Origin of the sequence: Pseudovibrio exalbescens DSM 16456 (genome assembly GCF_000422785.1) — a bacterium.
Classification (GTDB): domain Bacteria; phylum Pseudomonadota; class Alphaproteobacteria; order Rhizobiales; family Stappiaceae; genus Pseudovibrio; species Pseudovibrio exalbescens.
The window spans coordinates 13,711-34,601 of sequence record NZ_AUGS01000014.1 but is presented as its reverse complement, the minus strand read 5'-3'; the positions used below and the strand labels follow the sequence as shown (position 1 = coordinate 34,601).

Here is a 20,891-nt window from a genome sequence, read left to right as displayed (position 1 = left end):
AATGAGCCTCATCACTTTGTTGCAGCGTTTCGGTTCGCTTTTCACTCTGCGCCTTATGGGCTCGGTGTTGATGTTCGCTGCCAATCTGGTAATAGCCAGAGTGTGGTCTGGCGAGGTGCTGGGCCTCTTCTCCGTACTGCTTGCGGCCAACGCGGTCATGGCCCAACTCATTGGCCTTGGGTTTGCGTCCATTGCCACGGTACTGTCCTCCCGGTTCAAGACAACCGATCACATCGCCAAGCTGTACGGCCTGTACCGGGAGACAAGCCAGCTCAGGGCTCTGATGACGGTGCTGGTACTTCCGCTTGGCGTTGCATATCTCTTCTGGGCCACACCTCTTTCGGGGGACAGTTTGTGGGTCACTGCATCGCTCTTGGCGATCTCAGCCTATTGCATTGCATCTGTCACGTTCTTTGGTGCGGTGTTGGTGGCATTTGATCAGCAAATCCGGGCTGCACTTCCCGAAGTGGCCCTGCGTCCTCTGCTCCTTACTGCAGGGCTACTATTGGCAGCAACCTTCGGCTGGCCGAACGGAGCGACAGGCTTGTTCGTTGTATATGCAGTTGCCAATGGCGTCGCACTGTTCACAAGCCTATGGTTCTTCCGCCGTTTTATTCCGATAGGCAACACTGTGCCCGATCTTTCGGAGAAGAAAGAGTGGCGCCGTTCCGCCCCACCGTGGGTCGTGACCACGCTGGTTTGGGACTTTTTTATCGAAGTGCAGATCCTTCTTGCAGGGCTGTTGCTGTTGCCGGCAAGACAAGTTGCGATGCTGCACATCTGCTTTCGTCTGCGCTCCCTAGCCGGGTTTGGGATGCGCGCCCTCTACATGCTTCTATTGCCTCGGATCTATGAAGACCACACCAAAGGCTTGAGCACCAAAAAGGGCATTTTGCAGATGCAAGGCCTTGGTGCGCTTTATGGCCTTGGGATTCTTTTCGGCTGCGCCCTTCTGGGTGAATGGGTGCTGGGTCTGTTTGGACCTGCGTTTGAAGAGGCTCTTTCGGTGCTCCTCGTGGTGTGCTCGGTAATTTTCTTTCGAGGTGTGTTCGGGCCAGCCTCAGCGCTGCTTGCCATGCACGGACAGCACCGTGCCCCATCTCTGGTTATGGTCGCTTGCCTCATCGGATCTGCAGCCACGGCCCCAGTTGCCGTTAATCACTGGGGCATGATGGGTATTGCCGTGGGTTACACTTTCTGGAGCGCTCTTGGAACGGCCCTTCTTTATGCACTCCTTGTCTGGTGCAGCGCTGAGGGGCGCTCTGAGGCCTTTTAAAACTTGCGATAATCTCAACCAATCGGGCTTGTGGTCGCATCTGCCGCTGATTATTCAGTAGTCATGGTCAAACCGGAGTGGGGGAAGAGTGCATGGCGAAGCAAAGCAGTAAAGACCGCGTCGCAGAGGCCGCCGCAGCAGTTGGGCTCAACATTACCATCACGCTCATGCCCGAGAGCACACGCACAGCCGAAGAAGCTGCCAAAGCTTGCAAGTGCACCGTCGGGCAGATCGTCAAATCACTCATTTTTCAGAGGGAAGACACCGAGGAACTGGTCCTGCTCCTCATTGCCGGAGATCGTCAGGCTGATCTGGAGGCTGCCGCGCAAATCGTCGGCGGACCGCTCACACGCGCCGATGCTCGACATGTTCGCAAGGTGACCGGGTTCGCAATCGGTGGCGTTGCTCCCCTAGGGCACCTCTCGCCGATCCCTGTGTACATGGACGCGTCTCTTCTCACACATGATCTGGTTTGGGCTGCGGCCGGAGCCCCCAATGCGGTGTTTGCGGTCAACCCGCAAGCGCTGAAGGAGGCAATCAGCGCCCATGTAATGGGCTAACAGGTCCCCTATTCGCTGATGAGCACCCAGCCTTTGCCAGTGAAGCCCTCCTTGGCCTTGATTTCCATGGTTTCTGTAGAGATCAGATAGCCGGGGACTTTGACCGTGCCGCCTTCATCCAGTTCGAAAACCTGATCCAGATTGAAGACACCACCCAACTTGCCAATCAAGGCCTGCCCACCGCCCTCAATACTACCGGAGGACACGAAAATCGTTGTCACCTTCGGGTCTTGTGCCAACGCGCGGCGGGCCGCGACATAGCTCAGCATGTATCCCAAGCCCTGTTGTGTCGGACTGGTGACCATGTATCCATCCTGTGCCCACATTTCCGGCGGCAATGTCACTTTCTCGGGCACGAAAATTGTCGCTGAATAACTTACCTTCGACGCAGGTTCAGCGCCATCAAACGCGCCGTTGAGGCCGTCAACTTCTTGGGTTACGACAAACTTGTGTTCACTGCTTTCAAAGGTCCATGGCATGGCGGCGAGCATCCTGTCCTGATTGGCGATTGACGGTTGGGTTCCAGTTGGCAAGACGCCGGCTCCCAGTCACTGTGAATGGTCACAGGTCAAGCCAAGCGCTTCCGCCCATAAAAAAGGGCACCAGCATGCGCTAGTGCCCCATCCGTTTTCACCCGTGCCAAACGCTCAAGCGACGGCTTTTTCCAAGATTTCCCGGGAGCGGTCCAGCGTGATTTCCTTGTTCTCGCCCAATGTCACCATGCCGTGGCGTTCCAGCTGTCCGACAATCCTGTCAATTGCAGCCGCCTTGTCGCCCTCATGTTCCACCAGTTGGGTCTTCACACCGAGGGCTTCATAGAACGCCTCAATGGCATCCACTGTGCGCTCGGCCAGGTCATCGCCTCCAGCAAGTTCAAACACACGCTGGCCCATTTGTTCCAGCTTGGCGCGTTTATGCTCCATCTGGTGACGCAAGAGAGAGGGCTGCACAATGGCAAGTGAGCGCGCATGATCCACGCCGTAAAGCGCGGTCAACTCATGACCAATCATGTGCGTTGCCCAGTCCTGAGGCACACCCGCGCCAATCAGTCCGTTCAGCGCCTGGTTGGCCGCCCACATCAGGTTCTCACGCCATTCATCACAGTCACGCGCATCGAAGTTGTCACCAAGGTGCTTCAATGTGCGCAACAGCGCTTCGGCATAGCCATCTTGAACCATCGCGCCGTGAGATCGGGTCAAGTATTGTTCGCAGGTGTGCACCCACGCATCCACCAGTCCGTTCACCAGTTGGCGCTCCGGCAACGTTTTCATCACATCCGGATCCATGACGGCAAATAGCGGCCGTACTGCCGGCGACATGAACGGCAGCTTGTCATGGGTTTCACCGCGGGTAATGACCGCGCCAATGTTGGACTCCGATCCAGTGGCCGGGATGGTCAGAACGGCACCCAAAGGCAGGGCATCACGCACCTTGTGCTTGCCCTCCAGAATATCCCATCCATTTCCGTCATATTTGGCCGCAGCGACCACGTACTTGGCGCCATCAATCACGGATCCACCACCGACGGCCAGAACAAATCCGACATTCTGATCCTTGCATAGCGCCACAGCCTTATCCAGGGTCTCCGCCCGAGGGTTTGGCTCCACACCGGCAAACTCGATCCAGTCGTGGTCTGCCAGTGCAGCAGTGACCTGATCATAAACGCCATTGCGTTTGATCGAGCCGCCGCCGTAGATGACGAGAACTTTCAGATCCTTGGGTACAGCTTTGGAAACACTGGCAATCTTGCCCTTCCCAAAATGAATCACTGTGGGATTTGAGTAGGAAAACTCCATTTTCGATATCCTTAGTTCTGAAGTGTGTCTCGATTTGCCCAGAGCAGAAAGTCGACAAATCCATGTGTGTAGAGAACTGGCGTGATGAACTGTATCATTTCTGCCAGGCACAAAATCTTTTTTTCATCCATACTGATTGAATGTTCCAGGAGGATACTTGTGACACCCCTGTTACAAAGCGTCCTTTTCTCACAATCTCCATGGAAAACCTAAATGATCCCCTCCGGAATCGCGATAGAGAATCCTGCCGTAGATTTGCACGATCCTGCCAACGCGGCCATTTTTATTGCAATTCTTGTTACGCCTGTGTCATCTCTGTATCTGAGTTGGAGATTTGTCCCCGTGATCACAAGAGCCCAAGAGCCATATTCCATCTTCGAGCAGGTCCAACGCGATGGCGCCCATCGCACACCGCTGGAGGGCGTATCGGTGTTTCGCATTTCCGAGGCACAGCAAAAGTCCCCCATGCTTTACGAAGTGGGTGTAACCTTTGTTTTGTCCGGACGAAAAGCAGGCGTGTTCAATAATGCCCGGTTTGAGTACGGACCCGATCAAGGCTTGTTGGTAGCCACCCCCTATCCCATAGCGTGTGAGGCGTTTTGCAGCCCGCAAGCCCCTTTGCGGGGCATTCATATAAGGCTCGATCTGGCGCAATTGCGCACATTGCTGGATGAGATGGATGCCCTGCCAGCTCAAGCCACCGCCAAGGCTGACGATCTCGGCGTCTCCACGTTTCCGATGACACCTCAAATCCGTAGTGCGCTGGATCGCTTGGCCGCAATCCTTGGAGAACCTTCCCACTGCCACATGCTCGGTGCAAGTCTGTTGCGCGAGATCTTCTACTGGATCCTGCACACGCAGGCCGGCAGCAATTTGCGCGCCTTTGCCACCCGCGATACGACAAGCAACCGACTGATGAAGGCCGTGGAGCACATCAATCATCACTACGCAGAGCGCATTCAGATCGAGGATTTGGCACATTTGTCCGGCATGAGCGTTTCTGCCTTCCATCGCGCCTTCAAGAAAACAGTGTCAGATGCGCCGCTGCAGTACATCAAAAAGGTACGTCTCACCAAGGCCAAGGCTCTGATCGTCCGTCATGGTGAGAGCGCCGGTCAGGCTGGTCTCAAGGTTGGATATGATAGCGCCGCTCAGTTCAGTAGAGAGTTCAAGCGGTTCTTCGGCGTCTCTCCCCGTGATGCCTCCCAGCTGTCCTATCAGGATTTCGAGTAGCCGCACCGACGTTCGCCGGCAGCGCCATCGCTGATCTCGTTATGGATCGCACCGGCAGCTGAATAAAGTCCGCGTTCCCGGCCAAAATCTGCCATTATCCGCGAAAACAGCCCAACGTGACCTTCACCTGTTCCACAGCCTGTGGTTTTATCTAGATCACATCGCCACCAACCACCGTGGATCCGCCCCATGCCTGACCGCACCCGCCCCCTCGCGTTTCGCACAAAAGGCCTCACCAAGGTCTATGGTGAGGGAGAGGCTGCCGTCCACGCGCTGCGCGGGGTTGATCTGGAAATCCCCAGCGGCGAGATTGTCGTGTTGCTTGGCGCATCTGGAAGCGGCAAATCCACCCTCTTGAACATTATTGGCGGCCTTGACCGCGCTACGAGTGGGTCAGCGTTCTTTGAAGCGGACAACCTCACCGAAATGAGTAATGCCGAGCTCACACGGTACCGGCGTGAGCATGTCGGTTTCGTATTCCAGTTCTACAACCTGATGCCCAGTCTGACCGCCTATGAGAATGTGGAGTTGGTGACGGAAATTGCCGAAGCGCCCATGGAACCGGAGGAGGCGCTCGCACTCGTGGGTTTGAGGGAGCGTGTGGACCACTTTCCCGCGCAGCTTTCCGGTGGTGAGCAGCAGCGCGTCGCCATTGCCAGAGCCATCGCGAAAAACCCACGGGTTCTGTTCTGCGACGAACCGACCGGTGCGCTGGACAGCACCACCGGGCGCACCGTTCTTGGTGTGTTGAAGGACGTGAACGAGAAGCTTGGTGCAACAGTGATGATCGTCACCCATGCAGCCAATACCGCCGCCATGGCGGACCGGGTCATCCATTTTGCCGACGGTGCCATTCGTGAGGTGGTTGAGAACACCCACAAGCTCACCCCCGCAGAGATTGAGTGGTAATGCGATGACGCCGCTGAACAAAAAGCTGGGACGAGACCTGTGGCGCATGAAAGGCCAAGCCTTCGCAATCAGCGCTGTCATCGCCACCGGCGTCATGTTGCTGGTGATGATGTCTGGCATTGTCACCTCGCTTGATCAGACCCGGCAGGCCTACTACGAGCGCAATCGGTTGGCCGATGTGTTCGCCCCCGTTGTCCGCGCTCCATTGCACAGCCTGCGTGATCTTCGAGCAGTTCCGGGCGTGTCCGCCGTTGAAGGGCGTGTCAACGGCTCTGCGTTGGTCGATATCAAGGGGCTGGACTTGCCCATTCGGGCGCAAGCACTCTCCCTGCCTGATACCGGCCCTCCGCGGTTGAACCTGCCGGACCTGACGGCCGGGCGTTGGCTGGCTCGCAATCGGGCCGATGAAATTCTCCTGCTCAACAGCTTCGCCAAGGCCCATGAGCTGGAACCGGGCGACACCCTGTCCGCCACAATGAATGGCGCCCGGCGAACCTTTCACATTGTTGGCCTCGTTCACTCGCCAGAATTCCTCTACACCGTCGCACCAGGCGAACTGATCTCCGACGACAGCCGCTTCGGGGCTCTTTGGATGAACGAGACGGCCCTTGCGGCGGCCTATGACATGAAGGGCGCTTTCAACGAAGGATTGTTGATGCTCTCGCGATCCGCCAATGAGACGGCAGTCCTCAACGCGGTCGACCGCATTTTAGAGCCCTATGGTAGCCGCGGCGCCTATCACGTGTCGGATCACACCTCCAACCGGTTCGTGATGGAAGAGATCAACGGCATGCGCTCTACAAGCGCGACCGTCCCGCCCCTGTTCATGGCCGTGGCCGCCTTCCTGCTCTACATCGTCATCTCGCGCATGGTCCAAGCAGAGCGCGAGCAAATTGGCCTGCTCAAAGCCTTTGGCTATTCCAGCTTTGAAGTAGCCCTGCATTACTTCAAGCTGATCCTCATCATTTCGGCGGGCGGGGCCGCCATGGGCTGCGTGTTGGGAACCATGGCGGGACGCGGCATGGTCAACATCTATCTGGAGTTCTACAAGTTCCCCATTCTCGTCTTTCGCGTCGAACCCGCTTCGTTTCTGATTGGCGTCGTCTCCAGCATTCTGGCAGCCTCTGCTGGAGGCTTCATCGTGTTGCGCGGCATCTTCACTCTCACACCGGCCGTAGCCATGCGCCCGCCAGCCCCTGCGGACTATAGCCGTACTGGTCGCATTGGGGCCTCCCTCAGCCGTATGCTTGACCAACCAAGCCGGATGGTTTTGCGCCGCCTCACCCGACAGCCGGGCCGCATGCTGGGATCCATTGTCGGCATTGCCTGCGGCATGGCTCTGGCGGTCGCCATGATCTCCCTGTTCGCCAGTTTCGAAAAGACGCTGAACCTCACCTTCAACGTGATCGATCGCAGCGACGTTACCGTGACCTTTACCGACCCGCTCTCAGATAGAGTGATCTATGACCTGCAACGCATGCCTCATGTCATTGAGGTCGAACCCACTCGGAGTGTATCTGCAACACTGCGACATGGCGTGGAAAGCTATCGCGGCGGTGTGAACGGTCTGGTCCCGGCGCCGCGCCTCAACCGTGCTGTCGACAAGAGTGAGGAAGCCATCACCATGCCGCGGGATGGTATTGTTCTGTCCCAGTCTCTGGCAACCGAACTGAAGGCTCAAGTTGGCGATACCATACAGGTCGATGTTCACGAGGGACGTCGCCCTACCCTATCCCTGCCAGTTGTGGGCGTCACGGAGAGCCTGCTGGGCGCCCCAGCCTACATGGAGATTTCCGCTCTGAACCGGGCGATGCGCGAACCGAGGCGTGTGTCCGGGGCGTACTTGCGCATCGATGCAGCGCACAGCGGCCCGATTTATCGAGCACTCAAGGACATGCCCTCCGTGGCAGGTGTCAGTCTCAAACAGGATGCTCGCGCTGCTTTTGTGCGCATGATGAATACGGGAGCCGGCTCCATGCGCTTTATCATGGCAGCCATTGCCGGCGTCATTACCTTTGGCATTGTTTACAATGCGGCCCGCATTGCTCAGGCGGAACGCGGCCGGGATCTCGCCAGCCTGCGTGTCATCGGATTCACCCGGAGCGAAGCCAGCTTTGTTTTGCTGGGCGAACTTGCAGTGGTCACTTTGCTGGCCCTGCCACTGGGCTCGGTGCTGGGCTATTATCTAACCTATGGTGTTGCGGCAGGGTTCAGCACCGATATCTATCAAATACCCGTTGTGTTTGCGCCGGGGAGTTATGGTGGCGCAGCACTGGCCGTATTGAGCGCGGCCTTTCTATCGGGCTGGCTGGTGAAACGCGACGTGGATCGGGCAGAAATCATCACTGCCCTGAAGACAAGGGAGTAAAGGCGTGGCGAAAAAGAAACGGTCGCGGCTCATTTTGACAACGGGCGCGCTGGTGGTGTTGGGCGCAGCACTCACCTATTCATTTTGGCCGCAGCCAACCCCGGTCGACATGGGAACGGCGGAACGCGGTCCGATGCGGGTCGCTGTTATTGAGGAGGGCAGAACCCGCGTCCATGATGCCTATGTGGTCTCAACACCGGTTGCAGGCCGGTTACTGCGTGTCGGGGTGTTGCCCGGTGATCCGGTGGTGCGCGGTGAGACCGTAGTGGCGCAAATGCTTCCCACCAACCCTTCCGCGCTGGATGTGCGCACCCGAGAGCAAGCCCGAGCGGCAGTCACCGCCGCAGAAGCTGCATTGCGCGTCGCACGCGCTGATCTGAACAAGGCCATCGCTGATCTGGAGTTGCGCGAGAGCGATCTGGAGCGTTTCAAAAAACTGAGTGATAGCGAAACCGTTAGCCGCGTTGCCTACGAGCGCACCCTCAGGGAAGCCCGGCTTGCCCACGCCACCAGAGATCGGGCGGAAGCAGCCATATCCATGCGCGAAGCAGAACTTGCCAACGCCCGCGCACGCCTGATCAATTTCAATGACCCCGCCTACGCAGCAAAAATCGATGCCTCGGAAGGTATTCCGCTATATGCACCAGCAACAGGGCGCATCTTGCAGGTAATGCAGAAAAGCGAAACCACTTTGCCCGTCGGCACGCCCATCATGGAAATCGGCGACGTGGAGAGCGACCTCGAAGTCGTGGTGGAACTCCTGTCAACCGATGCCGTTCAGGTTTCAAAGGGTGACCCGGTCATCATTGAAGCTTGGGGCGGCGTACGGTCCCTCAACGGGGTCGTGGACCGGGTTGATCCGTGGGGCTTTACCAAGTTTTCCGCGTTGGGAGTTGAAGAGCAGAGAGTCAATGCCGTCGTCCATTTCACCGATCCACCCGCCACACGGGAAAGCCTGGGTCATGGCTACCGCGTCGAGGCACAGATAATCACATGGGAAAATGAGAATGCCCTGAAAATTCCCTCAAACGCTCTGTTTCGCGAAGGCTCCGACTGGGCGGTGTTTACCGTGACAGACGGTCGTGCGCGGCTAACGCCCGTTGAGGTGGGACGAAACAACGGAATAAATGCGGAAATCCTCAAAGGGCTCGAAGAAGGCACCACCATCATCCAATATCCGGCCTCGGGTATTGAGGATGGCCTTCGGGTCACGCCGCGCCACATCGGAGAGTAAGGTCAGCAACGAAACGGAAAGGCCCGACACTGTCTCGGTGTCGGGCCTTTCTCATCTCGCGATGTTAATCACCGTGGAATTTGCAGGCGCTATGCATCAACCTTGATGTCAGCGCGCAACGTTCGTGCCGCGTTCACAAGGTGGGTGAGCGACGCCCGTACTTCTTCCCAGCCCCGCGTTTTCAAACCACAGTCCGGATTGACCCAGAGCTTCTCCGGACCAACCGCATCCACGGCCTTCCGCAGCAAGGCTTCCATCTCAGGTTGACCCGGCACGCGGGGAGAGTGAATGTCCCAAATGCCCGGTCCGATTTCGTTTGGATACTCGAAATCCGCGAAAACAGAGAGCAGTTCCATGTCAGAGCGCGATGTCTCGATGGAAATCACATCTGCATCCATCGCCGCAATGGACGGCATGATGTCGTTGAACTCGGAATAGCACATGTGTGTATGGATCTGCGTTTCATCCGCAATTCCCGAGGCGGACAGACGGAACGCCGTAACGGCCCAATCCAGATAAGCGGCATGGTCGCTGGTGCGCAGAGGAAGGCCCTCACGCAGCGCCGGTTCGTCAATTTGAATAACGCCAATACCGGCGGCTTCCAGATCCACGACCTCGTCGCGGATTGCAAGTGCAATCTGTCGGCAGGTATCCCGGCGTGGCTGATCATCTCGAACGAAGGACCACTGCAAGATGGTAACCGGTCCCGTCAACATGCCCTTCACCGGGCGCTCCGTCAGAGATTGCGCGTATTGGGACCAGGCAACCGTCATGGGTTCGGGACGAGAAACATCACCATAAATCAACGGTGGCTTGACACACCGCGACCCGTAGGACTGCACCCACCCATTGCGGGTAAAGGCAAAGCCATCAAGCTGCTCGCCGAAATACTCCACCATGTCGTTGCGTTCAAACTCGCCGTGTACCAGAACATCAACCCCGATCTCCTCCTGAAACCGGATCGCATCCCGGGTCTGATCTCGCAGGAACTGATTGTAATCAGCCTCGGAGATGTCTCCCCGGCGGAAAGAAGCGCGCGCCTTGCGTACGTCGGCGGTTTGCGGAAACGACCCGATTGTCGTGGTCGGCAACACCGGCAATTTCAACTTCTTCTGTTGCAGCTTGCGGCGATCTTTGAAGGGCGTTGCTCGAGCCTCGTCCTTTGCAGTGACGTTGGTCAAACGCTCGTGAACCGCCGCATTATGAATGCGCGGAGAAGCCTTTCGCGCTTTGCAGGCCGCATCGGATGCTGCCAACGCTTCTGAAACCGCGTCCCGTCCCTTTGTCAGGGCCGTGGAAAGCACCGCAACTTCCTCGATCTTCTGCTTGGCGAACGCCAACCAGGACTTCAGCTCATCATCAAGTTTGGTTTCATAGACAAGATCAATAGGCGTGTGCAACAGCGAACAGGACGGCGCGATCACCACGCGATCCCGGCCAAGTTTGGTCACGGGCCCTTCGATCCAGTCCAGCACGGATGACAGATCAGCGCGCCATACATTGCGCCCATTGATCACACCAAGCGAGATCACCTTGTTCGGCGCGGCCGCGACAACAGCGTCCAGATCGGACGGTCCACGAACCAGATCCAGATGCAGCCCCGCCACAGGCAAGGACAACGCCAAGTCCAGATTGTCGCCCAGCCGATCGAAATAAGGCGTGAGCATGAGATTGACCTCAGCTTGCGACAAGCGGGCATACGCACGCTGCAAGGCGTCTTTTTGTGCCGAGCTCAAATCCAGCGCCAAAATGGGCTCGTCAATCTGAACCCACTCTGCCCCTGCACTCGCCAGTGCCTTGAGCACCTGCGCATAAATGGGCAGGATGGCATCCAGATGGTCCAGCGGATCAAACCCCGCCTCCTTGGTCTTCCCAAGGGACAGCCAGGTCACAGGACCGAGCAGGACCGGGCGAGCCGTATGGCCCTGCGCCTTGGCTTCGCGGAACTCATCCAGCGGCTTGTTGCTTGCAAGATGGAACTCCTGGTTCCGCGTGAACTCCGGCACGATGTAGTGGTAGTTGGTGTCGAACCACTTGGTCATCTCCATGGCAGGCGCATCCTTGGTGCCCCGCGCCATGGCAAAATAGGTATCCAGTGACACGATTTCTTCGTTGGCCTCAAACCGCTCCGGCACGGCACCCAGCATCACGGTGGTATCCAGCACCTGATCATAGAAACTGAAATCGCCAGTAGGCACGCAGTCCAACCCGGCGTCGGCCTGAAGACGCCAATGGTCAGCTCTCAAGTTGGCGGCCGTCTGAAGCAGTTGGCCTGCATCCAATGTGCCTTTCCAATAACCTTCTACAGCCTTCTTGAGGTCTCGTCGGGCCCCGATACGGGGAAAGCCCAGGTTCACAGCTTGTGTCATATAGGTCTCCTTGTCACTGGACGACTCTCCTAGGCGAAAACTAACATGATAAAAAATGGTCTTTTTTCAAAGAACCATGAATGCTAGTCATACGTCATGATCGACACCCAAATCCTCTTGATCCTACGTGAAGTTTACCGGGGCGGCGGCGTTACCCCCGCTGCGGAAAACCTTTGCCTGACCCAATCCGCAGTCAGCCATGCCGTGCGCCGTTTTGAATCGCGGCATGGTGTGAGGCTCTGGGAAAAGGAAGGGCGTGGCATTCGGCTGACGCAGGCCGGAAGCTATCTGCTCACGCTCGCGGAACGCATCTTGCCGCAGCTTGATCACGCCGAACGGGTAATCGAAGACTTCTCCGGAGGTCGGCGCGGTGCTCTGCGGGTGGGCATGGAATGCCACCCCTGCCAGCAGTGGCTCATGCAGGTGGTGGATCCCTTCTTGCGGCAGTGGCCAGACGTGGATCTGGATGTGACAACAGCGTTCAGCTTCGGCGGCTTGGCGGCCTTGCTTGGGCATGAGATCGACATGCTGATCACGCCGGATCCGGTTGCCCGGCCCAAGCTGACCTATGAAGCAGTGTTTGATTATGAGTTGGTGCTGGTCGTGCCGCCCGGCCACGAGTTGGAACAGAAAACGATCCTCGCTCCGCAAGACCTTACAGGTGAAACGCTGATCACCTATCCCGTTGAACGAGAGCGGCTGGACATCTTCACACAGTTTCTGGGGCCAGCCGGCTGCCTGCCACGACGCCATCGAACAACCGAAACCTCCGAAATGATGCTGCGGCTTGTGCGCGCCGGACGTGGTGTCAGTGCGATCCCAAATTGGCTCCTGCACGAAATGGCAGATGCAAAAGGCTTGCACAGTCTCAAGATAGGTGAGCCTGGCATCGAAAAGAGCATTTATATCGGCGTGCGCGAGGAAGACCGCCCGACAGACTTTATTGAAGGTTTCCTGGCTATTGCGGCAGCGCAGCCCTTCACGGTGCCGGCCAACACGGACCCTGCCGGTCAGGTTTTCTAATCATCACCAACTTCCAGCCGCGCTTCCTGTGTTTGGGTCACCGGAGCCACAGGCTTCTGCTGGAAGCTGTTGAGGTGCACCTTGATACGCCACATATGATAGGCGACGCGGTGCAGCCACCGCAGCCCATCCAATCGAAGGGCCGCCTCTTCATCGTCGATTTCATCGGCAATCGCCGCCGAAATGATACGGTCACGGTGGCTTTTGCGCTGCGTGCGCATCAATTGACGGACCCGATCCAACTGGTCTTCGCAACGCTGTGGATCTTCACCCGAGTTGAAATGCAAAGCGGCGCTCAAGAGCACAGTGCGTAATCGGCTCAATCGCGCATCGTTTGAAAGTGCGTCGATGCGCTTCTCCTGATCACAGCGATAGAGCAATCGGGTCAGATGGTCGAGAACATGGAACAACGATCCTGTTGCCTGCTTTAAGTCCGGCTGATCCTTAGGCACGTCGATGCGGTTCAGATAATCCCGCGTTTCTGACAGGGCAGTTTCGAGACTTGAGCGATCATGGGGCTCTTCGTCCTCCGTCTCTTCTCCCAGCGTCTCGCTCAGGTGCGCAATCACTGCGGCATTTACCCGTTCGACTGCTGCGGATGCCAATCCAACCGCCGTCTTGGGATCACTCAGCACCATCGGATCGAGAGAACGCGTCAAACTGGCTCCCCTTTCGGGTACCAACCATTCAACAAGCCGGGCAAAGGGCTGCGCGAACGGCAAAATCAACAGCACTCCGAGAAGGTTGAAGGAACTGTGAAACGCGACCAGGGCGATTTGCGCGTTGCCGCCCGCCACCAAGGGCTCCACCATTACACTGAAGGGCACAACGATGAAAAACGCCATGGTGCCAGTCAACACATTATATATGACATGAGCGAATCCGGTACGCCGGGCCATTGTGCCCCCGCCCAGAGTTGCCAGTGCGGCGGTAAAGGTCGTACCCACATCCATGCCGATCACGAGCGCTGCGGCCTGCGGGTAATTGATAGCACCGGCTCCCAACGCCGCAAGGGCCGTTGCCACCCCCGCGCTGGACGATTGCGTGACGAGGGTAATGAGCACACCCAAGCCCACCAGTTGCAACCGTCCCAAGATGTCATCAGAGGGGAAGTCTGTTGGCGTCACCGTTCCCTGAAAGGCATCCAGTCCGTCCTTTAGGTGATCGATCCCGATAAAAAGCAAGCTGAAGCCGGCCAGTGCCTGCCCCGTCATCGCTACCCGGCCACGTCCCATCAAGGTCAACAGCGCGCCAACAAACACCAATGGCAACACCATTTCGCCCAGATCCAGTTTGAACCCCAAAATGGCGACAAACCAACCTGTGATCGTGGTGCCGATATTGGCGCCGAAAATGATGCCGAGCGCCTGCGGAAAGGTCAGAAGACCAGATGCCACAAACCCGACCGCCGCAACAGTGGTCGCACTGGAGGACTGGATGATCGCAGTGGTCACCGCACCTGTCGCCGCGCCAGACAACGGGGTGGCGGTAAACCGGCCCAAGGCGGAACGCAGGCTGGACCCAGCCAGCGCTTTGGTTCCACTGGTGAGCAGATGCATTCCCATCAGGAAAAGTCCAACGCCGCCAAGCGCAGACAATAAACTGAACATCATGACTGATCACCGCCTTCACGTCGGCGTCGCCAAGACACGTTGCCGGAACGGTATGGCGAGTATCCAACGCACAACGATCCTTGAGGCCTTCCATCCGAAGGCCTCTACACATGGCATACAGTCTATGCTCATTCTGTTGCCAGAATATTGCCTGATGGTATTAGCAGGCTAAAGAAGCGATGGGCTTGCGGTTCTAGTCCAAAGGACTGACGCGGATCAGGTGGCCGTCCGGATCTCGGATCATGAATGTGCGCCCGAAAACTTCTGTTACCGGCTCCAATACGACGTCCAGATCAAGCCGCTCCTGCCATTCGGCATAAAGGCGGTCCACGTCCTCTCCTGTTGGCACCATAATTCCGATCTCGCTATAGGCCGGCGCGCCGGGCTGAGGTGCTTCAGCACCGGACCAAAGCGCAAAGAGCGCCTTGCCTTCCACACCAAACGCGACATACCGGGGAACTTCCATCACAGGCTCATCGTTGAGGAGGTCCTTGTAGAACGCAGTGGAGCGCTCAATGTCGGACACATAGATCAGCTGTAGGTTTGCCTTGACTGTTGTAGCCACGTCCGGCCTCCAATACTCTGTTTTAAATTGAGAAGTCGGCGCTTGAGGCGCCGGTAGCAGGAAATGGGAGCCGCATTCTCCCTGCCACTCACTCTATCAGAAGTAGTGCTTCTTGAAAGATTGCAGCGCCGAAAAACTGTGAACAAATAGAGAACAAATTACCGCTCGCGACAGTGCGACCATTGCTTCACGGCAAAGCTAAGGAGATCCGCAAGGCAGCGAGTTAAGTCGCGTCGGCGTCCAATGCTCGCCGCAACCGCCTGAGGATCACACGGCGCGCCTTGTCATCCGGAGCCTCATGCAAAGTCTCCTGAAAGTCCAGAAGCAGTTCCTGAAACTCGTTGTTCCAATCGCCATGTCCAAGATAAATCGGATCGATGCGCGGTGGCGGCAGGTCCTCCAGCACCAGTTCGGGCCCCTCGTCGGTCAGGCGGAACACGGCATCCAGAGACGGCACCATAACACGGCCGGTGGGCAGAAACCGCTCAACGCGCTGTTTGAGACCAGAGATGGCTTGCGCCTCGCCATGAACCAGAAACAGCCCGCTGCGAATGGGTAGACGGTCTTTAACCCACGCCTCCAACTCAGGCGCATCCGCGTGGCCGGAATATAGGTCCAGCTTTTGAATGTGCGCCCGCACCGCAATTTCCTGCCCCTGAATGCGCACGGTGTTGGCACCATCCTCCAGAATCCGGCCCAGTGTCCCGGATGCCTGATAGCCGACGAGAAGCACGGTACCCTCGTCACGCCACAACCAGTTCTTCAACCGATGGCGTATCCGGCCTGCTTCACACATGCCACTTGCAGAAATCACGATGTGAAAGCCATGCATGTGATCCAGCGCCTTGGATTGCTCCACCGTTTCGGTAAAGCGCACATGATGCGCATTCATGGCCCGGCGAAGGATGTCGCCATGCTCAAGTTCACGGGCGTGATCGTGAAAGATCGCACTCGCGCGCGTGGCAAGCGGCGAGTCGATGATGATAGGCGCCTGCGGCACCTTGTTGTTCTCCATCAACCATACAAGATCAGCGAGAAGTTCCTGTGTACGTTCCACGGCAAAGGACGGAATGATGAGTGCGCCGTCAGGCTTGCAGGCTTCCTTGACAATCGCGCGCAACATGCCGCGGCGCTGGCTTTCCGTTACGCCAAACCGGTCCTCATCTCCATAGGTGCTTTCACAAATTACATAGTCCCAGCCCGCGGGCGCTTCCGGATCATATTGCAACAGCTTGTGGTTTGGCCCCAGGTCACCCGAGAACAGCAAACGTGTCCGGCTGCCATCGCAAATCACCTCCATCTCGACAGAGGCAGAGCCAAGCAGATGTCCCGCGTTCCAGAAGCGAACACGGATTCCTTCAGCCACGCCCACCCACGTCTCATAGGGCTGCGCCTCAAACTGGGTGATGGTGCGCATGGCATCGTGGGCCGTGTAAATCGGTTCCACCTTGTGGCGGCCGCGCCGACGATTGCGGCGATTGAGATGCTGAACTTCCATCTCCTGAATATGCCCGGAGTCCGGCAACATCACGGCGCACAAATCCCGCGTCGCGGTCGTTGCGTGAATCGGGCCTTCAAATCCGGCACGCATCAACTTTGGCAACAGCCCTGAATGATCGATATGCGCGTGGGTCAGAACCACGGCATCCAGCTTTGACGGGGTGAAGGGAAATGCCCGATAGTTCAATTCGCGCTCCGTCTTGGAGCCCTGAAACATGCCACAATCCACCAGAACGCGGGCTCGGTCGGTCTCAACCATCATGCAGGATCCCGTGACCGTTTGTGCTGCGCCAAAAAAGTGAAGTTTCGGCTTCTGTCCCATCAAGGTTTCTCCCGCATGATGCGCTGGTTGTCTGGTCGGCAAGTGATGTCCCCAGCCGCTCCACCTTCAAGCTTAGCACCGTTTTGAGGCGGCGCTGCACCTATCCCAACGACCAATACCCCTCCCTATGGTGACTTGGCAGACCTTTGCCAATTGGGCCATCATCCTGGACGAAGATCAATCTTAACGATCATCCGGCCATGATCTGAAAGGCCGCAGGAGGCAAAGCCATGAAGGCCATGGTTTTTCATCGCGAAGGGCAGCCGCTGAAATTGGAAACATGGCCCGATCCAGAGCCCGGCCCCAACGAGATTCGGGTTCGCATCGAGGCCTGCGCCGTCTGCCGCACCGACCTGCATGTTATCGATGGCGAACTGACCTCGCCCAAACTGCCGTTGGTGCCCGGACATGAAATTGTCGGCGTTGTGGATCGGCTGGGGTCCAACGTCACCACGCTTGCCGAAGGTACCCGCGTCGGCATTCCCTGGCTGGGTCATACTTGCGGTGCTTGCCCATACTGCCAGCGCCATGAAGAAAACCTGTGTGACGCCCCACAGTTCACCGGCTATACGCGAGACGGCGGCTTCGCCACGCACACCCTGGCGGATCCGGCCTACGCCTTTCCTCTGGATCCGCAAGCTGACCCGGTCGCACTTGCCCCGCTCTTGTGTGCCGGATTGATCGGCTGGCGAACGCTCAAGAAAGCGGGGCCCGCTCAAACTGTAGGGATTTATGGTTTTGGGGCCGCGGCCCACATCATCGCGCAGGTATGCCATTGGCAAGGCAAACAAGTTTACGCCTTTACTCGCCCCGGAGACACACAGGCGCAGGCCTTTGCGCGCCAGCTTGGCGCGACCTGGGCAGGCGCATCCACTGAAATGCCTCCGGTCCCATTGGATGCGGCGCTGCTGTTTGCCCCGGTTGGCGATCTCGTTCCGTTAGCTCTCAAAGCCGTACGCAAAGGCGGCCACGTGGTGTGTGGCGGCATCCACATGAGCGACATTCCAGCCATGCCCTACGCATTGTTATGGGAGGAGCGTCAGGTGATGTCCGTCGCAAATCTCACGCGTGCAGACGGGGAGGAGTTTTTCCCCATTGCGAGGAAAGCAGGCGTTCAAACTCACACGGTCACCTATCCGCTCCAAGCCGCCAATCAAGCGCTTGAGGATCTACGACATGGGCGCCTGTCCGGTGCAGCGGTTCTTGTGCCCCCAGTAGGCCCCCAGTAGGCCCCTAGTTCGCCGATGAACTCTTGCAACGACCCAACTGCACTTAAAACGCAAAGTTCCTCACATTACTTGCAAGTCACTGTCAATTACAGCTTGAGATTGCCGACAAAAATGATGTAGAGCGCATACGTTCCGGCGGTTTAAACCAAGATTGAAAGTGGACTCAAACACATGAAAAAGACCCTGACCGTAGCGTTTGTGGGCGCTGCCATGATTTCAAGTGCAGCATCGGCACAAAGCGCATTCCTGACGGACGCCAACGAGCTGTGCCTCAGCATCATTGAAGGTGCTTCCATCGAAGAAATGGGCTTCACCCCCTCGGCTGAAGCAACCGAAGTGCCATTCATGACCGAGGCTTATGAAGGCAAATTGACCGGGGTTGATGTGCGCATTGACCTTGGCGAACGTTTTGGCGCGCCCATGTGCGACGTCAACGCTCCTGAGGCAAGCGTTCAGGACTATGAAGCCATTCATGCTGATCTGGTCGACAATTTCGGCGTGCGCGGCGTGAACTACGACAACCCGTCGAGCTCCACCGGCTACCGTGGCGAGATCTGGGCTGACAAGGAAGCCATGTCTGGCCCAATCGAAGACATGCAGATCAACGGCACAGAGTTGACCTCCGTATTCGTTCAATACGCAAAGTCCGGTTTCATGCAGACCGGGGGCCGCGCTGGCGTCATTCTTTCTTATCAAGCCCGTTAAGGAGCCTCAGCCGGCTGGTATCATCCAAACCAGCCGGTTGCCCTCTCTTGAAACCGCGGCGCCAGACGCGCTTATGAATGTTCAGCTGCCATCATCTGCCGGAACTGCGCAATAGCATCAGTTGCCAGTCCAGCCGCTTCAAAAACAGCCGCCGTAAAACTTACAGGCGCTGTACCTGGTGCCGTTATCACGCCGTCAACACTCACAGCACCGGGGCCGCTCTCAAACAACGGGCCACCTTTATATGTGGGCGCGTTGTCTTTCAAGAAAGCGGGATCATTGGAGGTATGCGCGACTCGATCGAGCAAACCTGAACGTGCCAAGGCCAGTGTGCCTCCGCAAATGCCCGCCACGGCTGCACCCTGCTCCTTAGCCGCGGCTAGAACCTGCGAAATATCTGGCGCCTCTGGTGTCGCCCAGATCATACCGCCGACTACCACGACGACGTTCGGCTGCCATTCGGTGAGCACCTCAAGCCCATCCTTGACCTCTGCGGCCAGCCCACCCTGCGACGTAACCAACCCCGGTGTTACGGTAAAAAACCGGACTTCCAGCCCATAAAAAGGCGCACCGGTTCCTGCGATGAGCGAATACTCCCAATCAGCAAATCCGTTGGTGAGAACAATTGCAATCCGTGCCATTTAAAAACCCCGACTTGTGCGATGCATCACCCTATCCTTCTGGAGGATCAGCTTTTTCACGTTTTCACGCCTTTTGTGTTTCATGCACTGATATTTGGTGGACCCATGCGCTGATAACTGATTGCTGGTGCCCTTCAGCGCCCCTCGCGCAGATACAGGTAAAGCGCGCTGCCAGCGATGATCATGGCACCAAGCACAGTCAGGGAATCCGGATACTCCCCAAAGAAAAGCACTCCCGCCAGCGTTGCCCAAAGCAAGCCGGTATAATTAAACGGCATGATCATGGAGGCCGGTCCATAGGAAAATGCGGTCACAGAGCAATACTGCGCTAAACTGGACACCCCACCAATCGCCAGAATCATTAGCCAGCCCCCGAGGTCTGGTGAGACCCAAACAAACGGCAGCACCAAACACGACAGAGTGCCGCAAACCAGCCCGCTATGAAAAAGGACTGTCAGCGCCTCATCATGGCGGTGCGCAACACGCGTCAATATTGCACTGAATGCAAACGTGATGATCGAGCCAACTGCAAACAACGTACCCAAACCCAGTGATGTCACGCCCGGCTTGACGACAAGAGCCGCCCCCGCACATGCAACCGCAATACACCCCCAAGCGCGCCTGCCAACCCGTTCACCAAGGAGCGGCGCACAAAGCGCGGTCACGACCATTGGTGCAATCAGCCCCATGGCATGGAAGTCCGCCACGGGCATGAGTTGAAATGCAGCCACCGCCAAAGCAGTCGTCGCAAACACTATCAAAGCCCGCAGATAAATCACCCGGCGGTTCTTTGGCCGCAGAATGTGCTGGTGTCTGGGCACGACGAACACGCCCATCAGCATCAGATGAATAAAGAACCGCGCCCAGACGATCATCAGTACAGGATAGTCCTGCGTCATGGAGCGCGCCATACTGTCAACGCTGACGAACAGCATCATGCTGAGGGTCATCAAAGCCATGCCGCGTGCCGCTGACGGCTCCACGTGCAATGGCGAAATCTGCAATGCGGTCATTAAAGTGCCCAACGCCCAGGCGAAAACCGCGCATGGATTAGATAACCTCATCCATAACGCGTCATTTGCTCGTCTTCTCGAAAATGAAGCTTTGTCGCATTTCATAGCCCGGCGACAACGCTGCGGCAGGTATAACTATCTTTGAATTTGATTCAAGCATAAACGACTAACCGATTACGCGTGGACAGCTGATTCCACCTGCCGCTCTCAAACTCGCTGTGCACCAACCCAAAGGTCCGTTTGTTTCCGCATTGGTGAAAAGAAATTGAACAAGTTATCCAAGGTCATTTTATACAATCAGTCAGCGCACTCTTCAAAAAAACGCGCATATCGGGAGATCTGCCGTAGCGGCAAAAAAGTGCGTGACACCTTAGATTATCTCAACGGAATATTTAGGGCATGACGTCGCGTCTCGTTGCCATAATAACCTATTCCTGCCGAATTTTAACTTGAGGTTCCCTAGAAATAGGGGACAAACCTCCCAACGGGCCAAAGTACATTTTTGTACAAAAGTTTCGTGGAACCTCGATGTTTT

17 protein-coding genes are annotated in these 20,891 nt (G+C 57.1%); 9 read left to right on the top strand and 8 right to left on the bottom strand.

The features are described from left to right. Position 1 precedes the first annotated feature (1 nt). Both G512_RS0110575 and G512_RS0110570 read left to right on the top strand, forming a co-directional pair. Positions 2-1,276, top strand: a complete 1,275-nt coding sequence (locus G512_RS0110575) for a lipopolysaccharide biosynthesis protein (protein ID WP_028481691.1) — start codon at positions 2-4, stop codon at positions 1,274-1,276. Between the two features lie 92 nt (positions 1,277-1,368). After that, entirely contained in the window at positions 1,369-1,836 is a 468-nt protein-coding gene (locus tag G512_RS0110570) for a YbaK/EbsC family protein (protein ID WP_028481690.1), read from the top strand. Positions 1,837-1,844: 8 nt separating this feature from the next. Here G512_RS0110570 and G512_RS0110565 read toward each other — a convergent pair whose 3' ends face one another. Together G512_RS0110565 and G512_RS0110560 are read right to left on the bottom strand one after the other, a co-directional pair. Beyond that, on the bottom strand, positions 1,845-2,369 hold the full coding sequence (locus tag G512_RS0110565; RefSeq protein WP_208974995.1) for a hypothetical protein: 525 nt from the start codon (positions 2,367-2,369) through the stop codon (positions 1,845-1,847). 114 nt (positions 2,370-2,483) lie between these two features. Beyond that, positions 2,484-3,632 (bottom strand): iron-containing alcohol dehydrogenase, encoded by a 1,149-nt coding sequence (locus G512_RS0110560; protein WP_028481688.1) that lies wholly within the window; start codon positions 3,630-3,632, stop codon positions 2,484-2,486. A gap of 342 nt (positions 3,633-3,974) precedes the next feature. Between G512_RS0110560 and G512_RS0110550 the strand changes: the two genes are divergently transcribed. From G512_RS0110550 to G512_RS0110535, 4 genes are all read left to right on the top strand, one after another. Beyond that, a complete protein-coding gene (locus G512_RS0110550; RefSeq protein ID WP_028481687.1) occupies positions 3,975-4,865 on the top strand; it encodes an AraC family transcriptional regulator in 891 nt (296 codons plus the stop codon). Between the two features lie 189 nt (positions 4,866-5,054). Beyond that, complete coding sequence (locus tag G512_RS0110545) at positions 5,055-5,774, top strand: ABC transporter ATP-binding protein (RefSeq protein ID WP_028481686.1); 720 nt, start codon at positions 5,055-5,057, stop codon at positions 5,772-5,774. A gap of 4 nt (positions 5,775-5,778) precedes the next feature. Further along, positions 5,779-8,142, top strand: coding sequence for an ABC transporter permease (locus G512_RS0110540; protein ID WP_028481685.1), 2,364 nt, complete (start codon positions 5,779-5,781; stop codon positions 8,140-8,142). Between the two features lie 4 nt (positions 8,143-8,146). Continuing rightward, positions 8,147-9,376: an efflux RND transporter periplasmic adaptor subunit gene (locus G512_RS0110535; protein ID WP_028481684.1), complete on the top strand. Its 1,230-nt coding sequence runs from the start codon at positions 8,147-8,149 to the stop codon at positions 9,374-9,376. Between the two features lie 89 nt (positions 9,377-9,465). Here G512_RS0110535 and metE read toward each other — a convergent pair whose 3' ends face one another. Beyond that, complete coding sequence (gene metE / locus G512_RS0110530; RefSeq protein ID WP_028481683.1) at positions 9,466-11,745, bottom strand: 5-methyltetrahydropteroyltriglutamate--homocysteine S-methyltransferase; 2,280 nt, start codon at positions 11,743-11,745, stop codon at positions 9,466-9,468. Positions 11,746-11,841: 96 nt separating this feature from the next. On the opposite strand from metE, the gene G512_RS20755 reads away from it, so the two are divergent. Then, the gene (locus G512_RS20755; protein WP_051269210.1) at positions 11,842-12,768 is read left to right on the top strand and encodes a LysR family transcriptional regulator; all 927 of its coding nucleotides are present in this window, start codon (positions 11,842-11,844) and stop codon (positions 12,766-12,768) included. Here the strand turns inward: G512_RS20755 and G512_RS20750 are convergent. From G512_RS20750 to G512_RS0110510, 3 genes are all read right to left on the bottom strand, one after another. Further along, positions 12,765-14,381, bottom strand: coding sequence for a Na/Pi cotransporter family protein (locus G512_RS20750; RefSeq protein WP_036489514.1), 1,617 nt, complete (start codon positions 14,379-14,381; stop codon positions 12,765-12,767). The two genes, G512_RS20755 and G512_RS20750, sit on opposite strands and share 4 nt — an antisense overlap. A gap of 193 nt (positions 14,382-14,574) precedes the next feature. Then, entirely contained in the window at positions 14,575-14,946 is a 372-nt protein-coding gene (locus G512_RS0110515; RefSeq protein WP_028481682.1) for a VOC family protein, read from the bottom strand. 223 nt (positions 14,947-15,169) lie between these two features. Continuing rightward, a complete protein-coding gene (locus tag G512_RS0110510) occupies positions 15,170-16,768 on the bottom strand; it encodes an MBL fold metallo-hydrolase (RefSeq protein WP_028481681.1) in 1,599 nt (532 codons plus the stop codon). A 230-nt stretch (positions 16,769-16,998) separates the two neighbouring features. Between G512_RS0110510 and G512_RS0110505 the strand changes: the two genes are divergently transcribed. Beyond that, positions 16,999-17,997 (top strand): zinc-dependent alcohol dehydrogenase family protein, encoded by a 999-nt coding sequence (locus G512_RS0110505; protein ID WP_028481680.1) that lies wholly within the window; start codon positions 16,999-17,001, stop codon positions 17,995-17,997. Positions 17,998-18,168: 171 nt separating this feature from the next. Beyond that, positions 18,169-18,702, top strand: coding sequence for a hypothetical protein (locus tag G512_RS0110500; protein WP_028481679.1), 534 nt, complete (start codon positions 18,169-18,171; stop codon positions 18,700-18,702). Positions 18,703-18,773: 71 nt separating this feature from the next. Here G512_RS0110500 and G512_RS0110495 read toward each other — a convergent pair whose 3' ends face one another. Together G512_RS0110495 and G512_RS0110490 are read right to left on the bottom strand one after the other, a co-directional pair. Then, on the bottom strand, positions 18,774-19,343 hold the full coding sequence (locus G512_RS0110495) for a DJ-1/PfpI family protein (protein WP_028481678.1): 570 nt from the start codon (positions 19,341-19,343) through the stop codon (positions 18,774-18,776). A gap of 134 nt (positions 19,344-19,477) precedes the next feature. Then, a complete protein-coding gene (locus G512_RS0110490; protein ID WP_051269209.1) occupies positions 19,478-20,356 on the bottom strand; it encodes a DMT family transporter in 879 nt (292 codons plus the stop codon). Between the last annotated feature and the right edge of the window lie 535 nt (positions 20,357-20,891).

What these genes read in the sequence shown, in the direction of transcription:
- G512_RS0110575 (WP_028481691.1), top strand. Translation starts at nt 2, where the DNA reads ATGAGCCTCATCACTTTGTTGCAGCGTTTCGGTTCGCTTTTCACTCTG.
- G512_RS0110570 (WP_028481690.1), top strand. Translation starts at nt 1,369, where the DNA reads ATGGCGAAGCAAAGCAGTAAAGACCGCGTCGCAGAGGCCGCCGCAGCA.
- G512_RS0110560 (WP_028481688.1), bottom strand. Translation starts at nt 3,632, where the DNA reads ATGGAGTTTTCCTACTCAAATCCCACAGTGATTCATTTTGGGAAGGGC.
- G512_RS0110545 (WP_028481686.1), top strand. Translation starts at nt 5,055, where the DNA reads ATGCCTGACCGCACCCGCCCCCTCGCGTTTCGCACAAAAGGCCTCACC.
- G512_RS0110540 (WP_028481685.1), top strand. Translation starts at nt 5,779, where the DNA reads ATGACGCCGCTGAACAAAAAGCTGGGACGAGACCTGTGGCGCATGAAA.
- metE (WP_028481683.1), bottom strand. Translation starts at nt 11,745, where the DNA reads ATGACACAAGCTGTGAACCTGGGCTTTCCCCGTATCGGGGCCCGACGA.
- G512_RS20755 (WP_051269210.1), top strand. Translation starts at nt 11,842, where the DNA reads ATGATCGACACCCAAATCCTCTTGATCCTACGTGAAGTTTACCGGGGC.
- G512_RS20750 (WP_036489514.1), bottom strand. Translation starts at nt 14,381, where the DNA reads ATGATGTTCAGTTTATTGTCTGCGCTTGGCGGCGTTGGACTTTTCCTG.
- G512_RS0110510 (WP_028481681.1), bottom strand. Translation starts at nt 16,768, where the DNA reads ATGGGACAGAAGCCGAAACTTCACTTTTTTGGCGCAGCACAAACGGTC.
- G512_RS0110505 (WP_028481680.1), top strand. Translation starts at nt 16,999, where the DNA reads ATGAAGGCCATGGTTTTTCATCGCGAAGGGCAGCCGCTGAAATTGGAA.
- G512_RS0110500 (WP_028481679.1), top strand. Translation starts at nt 18,169, where the DNA reads ATGAAAAAGACCCTGACCGTAGCGTTTGTGGGCGCTGCCATGATTTCA.
- G512_RS0110495 (WP_028481678.1), bottom strand. Translation starts at nt 19,343, where the DNA reads ATGGCACGGATTGCAATTGTTCTCACCAACGGATTTGCTGATTGGGAG.
- G512_RS0110490 (WP_051269209.1), bottom strand. Translation starts at nt 20,356, where the DNA reads ATGACCGCATTGCAGATTTCGCCATTGCACGTGGAGCCGTCAGCGGCA.